At 40.3% G+C, this 12,189-nt stretch carries 15 protein-coding genes; 14 read left to right on the top strand and 1 reads right to left on the bottom strand.

The features are described 5' to 3' along the window. Positions 1 to 152 precede the first annotated feature (152 nt). The 13 genes from BA70_RS16440 (at position 153) to rsmI (ending at position 9,295) form a co-directional block, all read left to right on the top strand. Complete coding sequence (locus tag BA70_RS16440) at positions 153 to 344, top strand: sigma factor G inhibitor Gin (protein WP_034324529.1); 192 nt, start codon at positions 153 to 155, stop codon at positions 342 to 344. Positions 345 to 472: 128 nt separating this feature from the next. Beyond that, positions 473 to 1,087, top strand: coding sequence for a 5-bromo-4-chloroindolyl phosphate hydrolysis family protein (locus tag BA70_RS16435; RefSeq protein WP_034324527.1), 615 nt, complete (start codon positions 473 to 475; stop codon positions 1,085 to 1,087). A 19-nt stretch (positions 1,088 to 1,106) separates the two neighbouring features. Continuing rightward, on the top strand, positions 1,107 to 2,171 hold the full coding sequence (locus tag BA70_RS16430; protein ID WP_034324526.1) for a toxic anion resistance protein: 1,065 nt from the start codon (positions 1,107 to 1,109) through the stop codon (positions 2,169 to 2,171). Positions 2,172 to 2,248: 77 nt separating this feature from the next. Continuing rightward, positions 2,249 to 3,658, top strand: a complete 1,410-nt coding sequence (locus tag BA70_RS16425; protein ID WP_034324523.1) for an aminotransferase class I/II-fold pyridoxal phosphate-dependent enzyme — start codon at positions 2,249 to 2,251, stop codon at positions 3,656 to 3,658. Continuing rightward, positions 3,655 to 4,293, top strand: coding sequence for a dTMP kinase (gene tmk / locus BA70_RS16420; protein ID WP_034324521.1), 639 nt, complete (start codon positions 3,655 to 3,657; stop codon positions 4,291 to 4,293). The genes BA70_RS16425 and tmk overlap by 4 nt, the downstream gene beginning before the upstream one ends. Before the next feature lie 79 nt (positions 4,294 to 4,372). Beyond that, positions 4,373 to 4,702, top strand: a complete 330-nt coding sequence (locus BA70_RS16415) for a cyclic-di-AMP receptor (RefSeq protein ID WP_012008640.1) — start codon at positions 4,373 to 4,375, stop codon at positions 4,700 to 4,702. A 12-nt stretch (positions 4,703 to 4,714) separates the two neighbouring features. Beyond that, entirely contained in the window at positions 4,715 to 5,155 is a 441-nt protein-coding gene (locus BA70_RS16410; RefSeq protein WP_034324518.1) for a YaaR family protein, read from the top strand. An 11-nt stretch (positions 5,156 to 5,166) separates the two neighbouring features. Next, entirely contained in the window at positions 5,167 to 6,156 is a 990-nt protein-coding gene (holB, locus tag BA70_RS16405) for a DNA polymerase III subunit delta' (RefSeq protein WP_034324516.1), read from the top strand. Positions 6,157 to 6,158: 2 nt separating this feature from the next. Next, positions 6,159 to 6,986: a competence/sporulation regulator complex protein RicT gene (ricT, locus tag BA70_RS16400; RefSeq protein ID WP_034324513.1), complete on the top strand. Its 828-nt coding sequence runs from the start codon at positions 6,159 to 6,161 to the stop codon at positions 6,984 to 6,986. Between the two features lie 14 nt (positions 6,987 to 7,000). Beyond that, a complete protein-coding gene (gene yabA, locus BA70_RS16395; RefSeq protein ID WP_024425629.1) occupies positions 7,001 to 7,354 on the top strand; it encodes a DNA replication initiation control protein YabA in 354 nt (117 codons plus the stop codon). Positions 7,355 to 7,409: 55 nt separating this feature from the next. Continuing rightward, a complete protein-coding gene (locus BA70_RS16390; RefSeq protein WP_034324511.1) occupies positions 7,410 to 8,153 on the top strand; it encodes a tRNA1(Val) (adenine(37)-N6)-methyltransferase in 744 nt (247 codons plus the stop codon). Next, complete coding sequence (locus BA70_RS16385) at positions 8,140 to 8,439, top strand: GIY-YIG nuclease family protein (RefSeq protein ID WP_034324509.1); 300 nt, start codon at positions 8,140 to 8,142, stop codon at positions 8,437 to 8,439. Before BA70_RS16390 ends, BA70_RS16385 begins: the two co-directional genes overlap by 14 nt. Continuing rightward, positions 8,414 to 9,295, top strand: a complete 882-nt coding sequence (gene rsmI / locus BA70_RS16380) for a 16S rRNA (cytidine(1402)-2'-O)-methyltransferase (protein WP_034324506.1) — start codon at positions 8,414 to 8,416, stop codon at positions 9,293 to 9,295. The genes BA70_RS16385 and rsmI overlap by 26 nt, the downstream gene beginning before the upstream one ends. A gap of 44 nt (positions 9,296 to 9,339) precedes the next feature. Here rsmI and BA70_RS16375 read toward each other — a convergent pair whose 3' ends face one another. Then, on the bottom strand, positions 9,340 to 9,630 hold the full coding sequence (locus tag BA70_RS16375; RefSeq protein WP_087975202.1) for an AbrB/MazE/SpoVT family DNA-binding domain-containing protein: 291 nt from the start codon (positions 9,628 to 9,630) through the stop codon (positions 9,340 to 9,342). Between the two features lie 519 nt (positions 9,631 to 10,149). Between BA70_RS16375 and metG the strand changes: the two genes are divergently transcribed. After that, the gene (gene metG, locus BA70_RS16370; protein WP_034324504.1) at positions 10,150 to 12,150 is read left to right on the top strand and encodes a methionine--tRNA ligase; all 2,001 of its coding nucleotides are present in this window, start codon (positions 10,150 to 10,152) and stop codon (positions 12,148 to 12,150) included. The last annotated feature ends 39 nt before the right edge of the window (positions 12,151 to 12,189 follow it).

The following is a 12,189-nucleotide window of genomic DNA, read 5'->3' as shown; positions in this document are numbered from 1 at the left end:
ACACGGAACTGGTCTTTTTTGTTTTTTAACAAAAGGAACAAACACTCGATCTGGGATGGATACATATACTAAACTACCATCTAAAACATTCTTAATTTTGTATACAATTGAAAGCGCTAGGGCATACTGAAGCTATAAGTGGAGGTGTCACAATGAGCAAAAAAGAGCAAGAAGCGATTTGTTTGATTTGTGAAGAGAAAAAGACAAAGGGAATTTATTTATATCATCAGTTTTTGTGCCGAGACTGTGAGCGAAAGTTAATTTCTACATCGACCTCGGATCCTAGCTATGCCGATTATGTTAGAAAGCTGAAAAATCTTCATACGCCACCTTTGTATTCATAGACCACTAGATGGTCTTTTTTTATGAGCTATCGAGGATTGGGCCTGTTTTTTGGAACTTAGTTTGGACAACACCCGTAATAAATAATAAGATAAACAAAGAGCCTGATTATTCATAGGAGTCGATGAACATGAAATCAATCTTTTTCACATTTATATGGGCCATCCTCTCTACTCTTTTCTCGATTGTGATTTTAACCGTCAGTATTGGAGTTTTCCACCATCATGTTGGATTATCAATACTGTATTCGATGATTGGGTGGGGCGCGATGTTTGTAGGAAGCAGATGGGTTGCTTTCCAGTTGTTTTTAAAGAAGCACGGACTGTCTCGTAGTGATTATGTATATATTAAACAGCATTTAAAAGAAGCAGGGCAAAAGCTGGTTCGTTTGAAGAAAGCTTTATTTGCTGTGAAAAACGTGCAGACGATCAAACATAATTATGAAATCCTTCGGCTTGCACGACGAATCTATACAATTACAAAAAAAGAGCCGAACCGATTTTATGATGCACAGCGATTTTATTTCGAAAGTTTGGATTCTGTCGTTGAACTAACCGAAAAATATGCACTACTGTATAATCAGCCTAATCGCAGTCATGAGCTTGAAATGACACTGAGCCAAACTCGAGTCACACTGACAGAGTTGCAAAAGCAATTGACGAATGATTTACAGCAAGTTTTAGGAAGAGATATAGAAGCCCTTCACATTGAACTTGAAGTGGCCGATAAAATGATCAAAAAATAGATGAAAGGAGTCAAACTCGATGAAACCAGAAGATCAAGTCACATCAGCATCAACATCTACTACAGATCTTCAGTTTCGGGTGTTTGATACTTTATCTGATGAGGAAAAACAAGAGGCCATACATCGGGCTGAAAAGATCCCTGACCATCCTCAAAAGCTGCTTCTCTATGGTACACGTGTGCAGGAACGATTATTAGAACAATCACAACACATGATGAAATATGTTGAGAAAAAAGATATCGATCAAATAGGAGATGTGCTTGAAGCTTTTTTGCAGCAACTACATTTAGTGGAGCCCGAGGATTTACTGCCAAAGAAGCAGGCCTTTTTTTTGAAGTTATTTCAACGGGGGAAGCGTTCGACTCAGGAGATCATTTCTCGTTTTAAACAAGCAGAAGCTCAGATAGAGAGATTATCAGCAAGGCTCCGTTACGCAAGAGGCGTATTAATCTCGGACCATAAGCTATTAGAGCGTTTATTTGAAGAAAATCAATCATATTTCCAAGAGATGACGCTACAGGTTGCAGCAGTTGAAGCGAAATTGACACAGTTAGAGCAGCAGGTCCTTTCAGAAGCGAAACATTCTAATGATCGGACATTAGAGGAGCAATTGATGAGTCAGGAAGTAAATGAGGAAGAATATATGGAGAGATTGAAAGAACGAAAGTATGATTTGCTGTTAAGCCGGCAAATTGCATTGCAATGTAATGCTCAAATCCGGATGATTCAGCATACGAACCATACATTAGCCAACCACATTCAATCAACTGTTTCCGCTTCTATTCCTCTATGGATCAACCAAATGTCGATTGCATTAACTCATATTCAGCAGCGAGCTAATTCAGCCCTTGAACAGCGAATCCAACAAACATATGAAAAGGTATCAAAGCAGCAAGGACAGCTTCTTGAAGACGCATCATTAACGCCTATAGATACGTTGAAAAAGGTTCAACACCAATTAGCTGAAACATTACAGGAAACGTTACAGGTGAAAGAACATGGGAGCCAAGAGAGAGCTCAATTAAAAAACAACATGTACGAGGCTGAGCAGAAGCTGGCGAATCATCAACCAATAAAGGAATGAGAAACCACCTTTCAGTTCACTTGTTTGAACGTTATAATAGAAATAAGATATCGTTTAAGTGAAAAGGGTCGATTAGTTTGAAAACACCTTTATATACAGCATTATCACAACATGCGGAAAAGAAGCCTTATTCTTTTCACGTTCCAGGACATCACAATGGAGATGTCTTTTTTGATGAGGCACGGTCCGACTATGCATCAATTCTTCAGCTGGATGTGACGGAGCTTGAAGGTCTAGATGATCTCCATCACCCGACTGGTGTGATTCAAGAGGCAGAGGATTTATTGGCAAAGCTATATGGAGCAAAACAAAGCTTTTTCCTTGTGAATGGCACAACAGTTGGAAATCTAGCGATGGTGATGGCTGCATGTCGTACTGAAGATGAGATTTTTGTTCAGCGAAATTGTCATAAGTCTGTTTTCCATGCGATTGAGCTTGCAGGAGCAACGCCTATTATGTTAGAAACTGATATCGATCCATACTTGCACGTCCCAACCCATGTTACAGATGAAACAGTCAAAAAAGCTATTGCGAAACATCCTAACTGCCGGGCAATCGTTTTGACGTATCCAAACTACTATGGACATGCAGCTGATTTATCAAAGCTGATTCACATGTGTCATGAAGCGGGCATGATTGTTTTGGTTGATGAGGCACATGGCGCTCATTTTGTATTAGGCGGCGCCTTTCCTCCATCTGCCCTTTCCTACGGAGCAGACGTGGTGGTACAATCAGCACATAAAACCCTTCCAGCGATGACGATGGGCTCTTATCTCCATCTTCAAGGGGACCGAATAGATGTGAAGCGTTTGAAGTCATTGTTAACGATGCTTCAAAGCAGTTCACCTTCTTATCCAATTATGGCCTCGTTAGATGTGGCGAGAGCTTATGTTGAGGAGATCAAGGGAAAAGGGGAATTGGACGGAATCATGACAGGACTGGCAAAGCTGAAAGAACAGTTTAACAGGATGTCCCATCTCGAAGTGGTCGAGTCTGACTCGTTATTTACGGACCCATTAAAATGCGTCATTCGTTCAACAAAAGGGCTGACAGGCTATGAACTAAAAAAAGTGCTTGAATCGGTTGATGTTCACCCGGAACTTGCGGATGAACATCAAGTCTTACTCGTTTTTGGTCTGGGACAGACGAAGGACGTCCCTTTTTCAGCCATAGAGCAGGTTCTTCAGCAAAGTGATGTAATGCTTGAAAAAAAAGAGCATCTTCAAAAGGGGACGCCATCCATAGAGGTCGATCAGCAAAGACAAGACATAGAAGCCGTCCCATTCGAAAAAGCAGCAGGGCGGATCATTGCAGAATCGGTGATTCCCTATCCGCCAGGCATACCTTTGATGATTAAGGGAGAGTGTATTGAAGCAGATCAAATTTCGACATTAAGCCGTTTGCTTGGACATCACGTTCATGTTCAAGCAAGTCAGGTGATTCACCAGAGAAAATTATATGTTTATATAGAAGAGGAGACACTATGAGCGGTATGTTTATTACGTTTGAAGGACCAGAGGGTGCCGGAAAAACGACAGTGATACGAAAAGTGTACGAAGAAATGAAGCGCCAAGGATATGCAGTGATGGCGACTCGGGAGCCGGGCGGTATCGAAATTGCAGAGCAGATTCGTGAAGTCATTTTAAACGAAAAAAATACAAAAATGGACGCAAAAACAGAGGCATTGCTATATGCAGCAGCAAGAAGACAGCATTTGGCTGAGAAGGTAGAACCCGCATTACAGCGCGGGGACACGGTCTTATGTGATCGTTTTGTCGATAGCTCCCTTGCTTATCAAGGCTATGCGAGAGGGCTTGGGATTGAAGAAGTAAAATCAATTAACGATTTTGCTATTAATGGTACAATGCCGCAAATGACCATTTACTTTTCTATTACACCAGAGGAAGGTCTAAAGCGAATTGATGCCAATCAAGGAAGAGAAAAAAATCGATTAGATATGGAGACCCTGAATTTCCACCAGCTGGTCAGAGAAGGCTATGAATTGCTGATTGCGCAATCACCAGAACGATTCCGTGTAGTGGATGCGTCTCAGCCGATGCAGGATGTCTATGAAGAAGTGCTTCAGTTGATTCAGGACACATTAAAGAAAAATCAAATATGACCTAATTCCCAATCGTTGTTATAATATAGAGGAAGACATCGGCATGTCACCTGTGCCTAAAACGAAGGAGGCCAATCAAATGAAATTAATTGTTGCCGTTGTACAGGACCAAGATAGTAGCAAGTTGTTGAAAATATTGACTGAACATCAATTCGGCGTGACAAAATTAGCTTCAACTGGTGGGTTTTTAAAGTCTGGAAATACGACTTTTATTATTGGGTGTGATGATGTCCGAGTGGATAAGGCTTTACAGCTTATAAAGGAAAATTGCCGTAAACGTGATCAGATGATCGCGCCTGTATCACCAATGGGTGGAAATGCAGATTCATACGTACCATACCCTGTTGAGGTTGAAGTTGGTGGAGCTACTGTCTTTATTCTGCCAGTTGAACAATTTCATCAATTTTAAGGATGGGTTGCTGTGAAAATTAATCAAGATATGCGGCTGCTTTTAGAAAAGCGTGAACTTCAAGCGATTAAAGGAGGCCAGACATCTGCTTCTTTTAAAGCTTCTATGGAGACACAAGGCGGCAAAATGCGCTTAGAACAATTGACGATCATGCTGAGTGATATCGAGGTGTTCGGTAAAAAGCTGACAAAGTCACGAAACCTAAAGGACTTGGCCAGGTTTAAAGGACTTGTGAAGCGCTTTGTGAAAGAGACCGTCGATAATGGATTAAATGTAGAGACGTCAAGGAGCTTTGACCTGTATGGCAACACGCGAACACTCGCTTTAGTCAAAGCATTAGATGAAAAGCTTATTGAATTAACAGAGGATATGATGGATCAAGAGAAACCCTCTATTGATTTGCTTGAACGTATTGGAGAAATAAAAGGTTTATTGATTAACCTTTACACATAGAGAGTGATAACATGGCAATTAGCTGGGATGACATGAATGATTTGCAGCCGCGCGTCATGCGGCTGATTTTTAATAGTATTGATAAAGACCGACTGGCCCATGCTTACTTATTTGAAGGGAAAAAAGGGACAGGAAAGCTAGATGCTGCCATGCTTTTGGCTAAGAGCTTTTTTTGCTTGGAAGCAGGAGTGAAACCATGTGAATCCTGTCAAAACTGCAAAAGGATTGAGTCTGGAAACCATCCAGACTTACATTTAGTGCAGCCTGACGGCCAATCGATTAAGAAAGCGCAAGTGCAGGCATTGCAGGAAGAATTTACAAAAACAGGTGTAGAATCGCACCGGAAAATGTATATCATTCTTCATGCGGACAAAATGACGGTCAATGCCGCGAACAGTTTATTAAAGTTCCTAGAGGAGCCTAATCGGGAAACAATGGCGGTTTTAATCACTGAGCAATCACATAAAATGCTGGATACGATTATTTCAAGATGTCAGATGCTTAGCTTTCAGCCGCTGCAGCCACAATCCTTGGAGCAGCAGCTTTTACAAGAAGGCGTATCTCAGCATCTTGCAAGGCTTTTGTCGAATTTAACTAATAATTTAGCAGAAGCACTCGAATTAAGTCGAAATGATCAGTTTGCAGAGTCTAGAGCGAAAGTGATAAAATTGTATGAAGTCTTACACCAGCGAAAAGAACATGCATTTTTTTATATACAAGATCAATGGATGCCTTTTTTCAAAGAGAAAGACCTTCAAGAAACAGGTCTGGATATGCTTTTATTTATATATCGTGATGTATTGTCGATTCAAATAGGAAACGAAGATAAAGTCATTTATCAAGACTTATTCCAGACAATGAAGCAGCACGCGCTGCATTCCACACAGCAGATGGTGACAAACCAGATCCTTGCTGTATTAGAAGCGAAAAAGAGACTTCAATCCAACGTGAATGCCCAAGGGCTAATGGAGCAATTGGTGTTGATGTTGCAGGAGGGATAAGCTTGTACAACGTAATTGGTGTTCGCTTTAAAAAAGCGGGCAAAATCTATTATTTCGATCCTAATGGATTTCATATAGAAAATGATAGTTGTGTCATTGTAGAAACGGTCAGAGGGGTTGAGTACGGACAAGTGGTCATCGCCAATAAAAAGGTAGATGAACACGATGTGGTTCTCCCTCTACGTAAGGTGATTCGTGTAGCAGACGAACGAGACCGGCTCATCGTTGAGGAAAACAAAGAAGCAGCGATAGCAGCCTTTGATACATGTCTTCAGAAGGTTAGTGAACACGGCCTGGAAATGAAGCTAGTCGATGTTGAATTTACATTTGACCGAAACAAGGTCATCTTCTATTTCACAGCGGACGGCAGAGTAGATTTCCGTGAGCTGGTGAAGGATCTTGCATCGATCTTCAAGACGAGAATTGAACTTCGCCAAATCGGTGTAAGAGACGAGGCAAAAATGCTGGGCGGCATAGGTCCTTGTGGAAGAATGCTTTGCTGTTCGACATTTCTAGGAGATTTTGAACCGGTGTCCATAAAAATGGCAAAAGATCAAAACCTGTCATTAAACCCTACGAAAATTTCAGGGCTTTGCGGCCGTTTGATGTGCTGCTTGAAATATGAGAATGATGAGTATGAAACAGCGAAAGAACAATTACCGGATATCGGTGAAACGATTCAGACGTCTAATGGCTCTGCAAAGGTAGTAGGGCTCAATATTTTAGAACGAATTTTGCAAGTTGAATTAACCGGGCAAGAAAAAGTGGTAGAATATACTTGGGAAGAATTATTACAAGAAGGCGTTGTATCTGCACAAACAACTGAGTAACGAGGTGTGCCACCTTGGATAAAAAGGAACTATTTGATACAGTGATCAATTTAGAAGAACAAATCGGTTCTCTTTATCGACAGCTAGGTGATTTGAAAAATCATATCGGTGAAGTGATTGAAGAAAATCATCAGCTTCAGATGGAGAATCAGCACTTGCGTGAACGTCTGGATCAGTCCGATCGAGACAAATCGTCTGAGGCGGAGAATGATTCTGCCCAGAAGCCAAGTCATTCTGATATAGGAGAAGGTCATGATAACCTTGCTCGGTTATATCAGGAAGGTTTCCATATTTGTAATGTACATTATGGGAGCATTCGTAAAGAGGGAGACTGTTTGTTCTGTCTGTCATTTTTAAATAAAAAATGAGAAAAGGCTTCCGCTGAATCGGGAGCCTTTTTCACAGGAAAAGAAAGGATACATCATGGTTTCATTAAGAGAAGATGAACGTTTAGACTACTTGCTGGCTGAAGATATGAAAATCATTCAAAGTAAAACCGTGTTCGCCTTTTCATTGGATGCGGTTTTATTAGCAAAATTTGCGTATGTGCCGATCCAAAAAGGGGAGATCATTGATCTTTGTACGGGAAATGGTATCGTACCATTGCTGCTTTCGACTCGGTCTAAGGCCTCTATTACAGGTGTTGAAATTCAAGAACGCCTGTATGATATGGCAAAGAGAAGTGTAGAGCATAATCAATTAGAGCATCAGATTGAATTGATACATGGTGATTTGAATGACATGCCAAAACGCTATGGTAACCACAAAGTAGATGTGATCACATGTAATCCGCCGTATTTTAAGACACCCTCTAAGGATGAAATCAATGAAAATGAATATTTAGCAATTGCACGGCATGAAATTCATTGTACATTAGAAGATGTCATTCGTGTTTCTTCCACTTTGCTGAAGCAAGGGGGCAAGCTGGCAATGGTTCACCGCCCAGGACGTTTGCTTGAGATTGTTGAAATGATGAAGAAATACCGTGTAGAGCCAAAGCGAATTCAATTTGTTTATCCGAAACAGGGGAAAGAAGCCAATACAATCTTAGTAGAAGGCATGAAAGATGGAAAGCCAGATTTAAAAATCTTGCCACCCCTCTTTGTTTATGGGGAAGACCAAGAGTATACAGAAGAAATCAGGACGATACTATATGGAGAAGCATAAGCATTACTTTTATGTATTGAAATGTGCAGATGGCAGTTTGTATGCTGGATATACAAACGACTTACAAAAAAGGCTGAATACCCACAATAGTGGTAAGGGAGCAAAATATACAAGAGCGAGGCGGCCGGTTGAGCTGTATTACCATGAATGTTTTTCAACCAAAAGAGAAGCCATGCAGCAAGAATATCGTTTTAAAACTTGGACACGTCAAAAGAAAGACATTTATATACAAGAAATGCGAATGGAAAAGGAGGCGGCACATGAAAAAGACACAGAAAAGCTTTGATGGTCAATCCGAAATGGGGATTCTTTATCTCGTACCAACCCCAATTGGAAACTTAGAAGATATGACGTTCCGAGCGATACAAACATTAAAAGATGTAGACTATATTGCCGCAGAAGATACGAGACAAACGAAAAAGCTTTGTCATGTATATGAAATTGATACCCCGTTAACGAGTTATCATGAGCATAACAAAGATAGCAGTGGTTACAAGTTGATCGAATGGCTAAAAGAAGGAAAAAATATCGCACTAGTGAGCGATGCTGGTTTGCCGACTATCTCTGATCCAGGAGCTGAAGTGGTTCGAGACTTTACTAGCATCGGAGGCTATGTCATTCCGCTACCTGGTGCAAACGCGGCACTAACGGCGCTAATTGCGTCAGGGATCGCGCCACAGCCATTTTTCTTTTACGGTTTTCTTGATCGTCAAAAAAAGGAAAAGAAAAAACAGCTGGAAGCATTGAAGAAACGCCAAGAAACGATTATTTTGTATGAGGCGCCCCATCGGTTAAAAGAAACGCTGACCGTGATGAAGGAAGTGTGGGGGAACCGGAACATTGCAATTACGCGAGAACTGACAAAAAAATTCGAAGAGTTTATTCGTGGAGATTTAGAGTACGTGCTGACATGGGCTACGGAACAACAAATTCGCGGCGAATTCTGTCTTGTGGTACAAGGAAATGATCAGGATGAAGAAGAGCTGAATGAAGAAGCCTGGTGGAAGTCCTTATCTGAAAAAGAACACGTGATCCATTACATAGAGGAAGGATTGACGTCGAAGGAAGCCATTAAACGTACAGCAGTTGAACGGGGTGTGCCAAAGCGCACGATATACGATGCCTATCATATTGAACAATAAAGAAAGGTTCTTGCAAACGGTGCAAGAACCTTTTTATATGATACTTATTTTTGTGATTGAAGTTGGTTTTGGATTTCGTTAATGATTTGCTCTGCACCTTCACGGCTAAGAACTAATTTACCATTAGCAAGTTTAAGGTTATCGTCTGATACTTCACCTGTTACTTGGCAAGTCATGTTTGGTTTATATTTTTTTAGGATAATTTTTTCATCATCAACATAAATTTCCAAAGCGTCTTTTTCAGCGATTCCTAGTGTACGGCGAAGTTCGATTGGAATCACCACGCGTCCTAATTCGTCAACTTTACGTACAATACCTGTAGATTTCATCTTCATTCTCCTCCCAAAGAGTTCTTATTCTTAATATAATATTATCTTCGTCATTATTCGACAAATTCCTTACATTCCTAGCATAACAAGGTTTCCATAAATCGTCAATCATTTTGTTTACTATTGTTTGTAAAATATGACTCTTAAAGTCAAAAGACCTTGAAACTATTGGTGTGTAAGGATTTTGTGGACTTTATCTAGAAAAATATGATAAATAATGAGAACAGATTGACGAGACTTTTGCCCTAAATTAGCCAATTGTAAATCTGAAAGTATATTTCATACGACAATATTCGACAAAATGTCGAGCGGTTTGTCGTTTTTTCGAAAAACTCATCTTTTTCGATCATTTCATCTTCTTCTATGTATATATGCTTGATCTTAAAGGCTAAGATGGTATCATAGAGAAAGCACAAGTGCAAAACATAATGAAATGATCTGACACATTTTAATGAAGTGATTATAACCGCTCTCGTCCATTGGGCGGGAGCTTTTGACATTTACACACACGCAGGAGGTTCCGACATGCCGGAAAAGAAAAAAACGTTTTATCTGACAACACCTATTTACTATCCGAGCGGAAAATTACATATTGGACATGCTTATACGACAGTGGCAGGGGATGCCATGGCTCGTTATAAACGTCTTCAAGGCTATGATGTGATGTATTTAACGGGTACAGATGAGCACGGACAAAAAATTCAGCAAAAAGCTGAAGAACAAAATATTACACCGATTGAGTATTTAGATCCCGTCGTTGCAGACATTCAATCATTATGGAAGAAACTCGACATTTCAAATGATGATTTCATTCGTACAACGGAAAAAAGACATACGAAAATCATTGAGCAAGTCTTCCAAAAACTGCTTGATCAAGGAGATATCTATTTAGATCAATATGAAGGCTGGTACAGTATTCCTGATGAAACATTCTATACGGAAACACAGCTTGTTGATGTTGAGCGAAATGAGAAAGGAGAAGTCATTGGCGGGAAAAGCCCCGACAGTGGTCACCCTGTTGAATTGATTAAAGAGGAATCATATTTCTTCCGTATGAGTAAGTATGCAGATCGTTTACTGGACTATTACGAAAAGAATCCATCGTTCATTCAGCCTGAATCAAGAAAGAATGAAATGATCAATAACTTCATTAAACCAGGTTTAGAGGATTTAGCTGTATCAAGAACAACCTTTGATTGGGGAATTAAAGTACCGAATAATCCGAAACACGTGATTTATGTATGGATTGATGCGTTATTCAACTATTTAACAGCGATTGGCTATGGAACCGATCAGGATGAAAAATATAAAAAATATTGGCCTGCCAACGTACACCTTGTAGGGAAAGAAATTGTACGCTTCCATACAATTTATTGGCCGATTATGTTGATGGCACTTGATCTGCCACTGCCGAAACAAATTTTTGCACACGGCTGGCTGCTTATGAAAGATGGCAAAATGTCTAAATCAAAAGGGAACGTGGTAGATCCGGTTACATTAATTGATCGCTATGGCCTTGATGCCCTTCGTTATTATCTACTTCGCGAAGTGCCATTTGGTGCGGATGGTGTGTTTACACCAGAAGGATTCGTTGAACGTGTAAACTATGACCTTGCCAATGATTTAGGAAACTTGCTTAACCGTACAGTGGCGATGGTGCAAAAATATTTTGACGGTACATTAAGTAGCTATAAAGGGCCTGTCAATGAGTTTGATGAGGAGCTTAAAGCTGTGGCTGAACAAACGGTAAAAGCTTATGAAGAAGCGATGGAAAACCTTGAATTCTCGGTGGCTCTTTCAAATGTATGGACATTAATCAGCAGAACCAATAAATATATTGATCAAACAGCTCCATGGGTGTTAGCGAAGGATGAAACGAAACGAAAAGAACTACATTCTGTTATGTACCATTTAGCAGAATCACTTCGAATTACAGCAGTGCTACTAACGCCATTCTTAACGAAAACACCTGAGAAAATCTTCTTCCAGCTTGGAATCGAAGAAGATAAACTCAAAAGCTGGGACAGTATTCTATCATTTGGTGCGATTCAACAAGCGACGGTACAAAAAGGAGAGCCATTGTTCCCGCGTTTAGAGGCCGAAGAAGAAGTGGCATACATTAAAGAGAAAATGCAGGGAAGTACGCCTAAGGTAGAAGAAGAGCAAGCTGAAATAGAAGAAACGGATTTGCCTGAGCTGGGAGCAGAAATTGCATTTGATGATTTCTCGAAAGTTGATCTTCGAGTAGCACAAGTATTGGAAGCAGCCCCAGTTAAAAAAGCTGATCGTCTTTTAAAGCTCCAGCTTGATTTTGGATTTGAAAAAAGACAAATTGTCTCAGGGATTGCCAAGCATTATCAACCAGATGAATTGGTAGGGAAGAAGCTTGTTTGCGTAGCGAATCTCACGCCAGTTAAACTCAAAGGGGAAATTTCCCAGGGAATGATTTTAACTGGGGAAACTGGTGGGAAATTGCAGGTCCTTGAAGTGGATCAATCTCTAGCGAATGGAACAAAAATTTTATAAATCAACAAAGGTGTTCCACGTGTAACATTTCGTCGAACA

The organism is Bacillus zhangzhouensis, from assembly GCF_000715205.1.
Taxonomy (GTDB): domain Bacteria; phylum Bacillota; class Bacilli; order Bacillales; family Bacillaceae; genus Bacillus; species Bacillus zhangzhouensis.
The sequence above is the reverse complement of the archived record's forward strand: the minus strand, read 5'-3'. Positions and strand labels throughout refer to the sequence as shown.

What these genes read in the sequence shown, in the direction of transcription:
- BA70_RS16435 (WP_034324527.1), top strand. Translation starts at nt 473, where the DNA reads ATGAAATCAATCTTTTTCACATTTATATGGGCCATCCTCTCTACTCTT.
- BA70_RS16390 (WP_034324511.1), top strand. Translation starts at nt 7,410, where the DNA reads ATGGTTTCATTAAGAGAAGATGAACGTTTAGACTACTTGCTGGCTGAA.
- BA70_RS16385 (WP_034324509.1), top strand. Translation starts at nt 8,140, where the DNA reads ATGGAGAAGCATAAGCATTACTTTTATGTATTGAAATGTGCAGATGGC.
- metG (WP_034324504.1), top strand. Translation starts at nt 10,150, where the DNA reads ATGCCGGAAAAGAAAAAAACGTTTTATCTGACAACACCTATTTACTAT.
- BA70_RS16430 (WP_034324526.1), top strand. Translation starts at nt 1,107, where the DNA reads ATGAAACCAGAAGATCAAGTCACATCAGCATCAACATCTACTACAGAT.
- tmk (WP_034324521.1), top strand. Translation starts at nt 3,655, where the DNA reads ATGAGCGGTATGTTTATTACGTTTGAAGGACCAGAGGGTGCCGGAAAA.
- holB (WP_034324516.1), top strand. Translation starts at nt 5,167, where the DNA reads ATGGCAATTAGCTGGGATGACATGAATGATTTGCAGCCGCGCGTCATG.
- BA70_RS16415 (WP_012008640.1), top strand. Translation starts at nt 4,373, where the DNA reads ATGAAATTAATTGTTGCCGTTGTACAGGACCAAGATAGTAGCAAGTTG.
- rsmI (WP_034324506.1), top strand. Translation starts at nt 8,414, where the DNA reads ATGAAAAAGACACAGAAAAGCTTTGATGGTCAATCCGAAATGGGGATT.
- BA70_RS16440 (WP_034324529.1), top strand. Translation starts at nt 153, where the DNA reads ATGAGCAAAAAAGAGCAAGAAGCGATTTGTTTGATTTGTGAAGAGAAA.
- BA70_RS16375 (WP_087975202.1), bottom strand. Translation starts at nt 9,630, where the DNA reads ATGAAGATGAAATCTACAGGTATTGTACGTAAAGTTGACGAATTAGGA.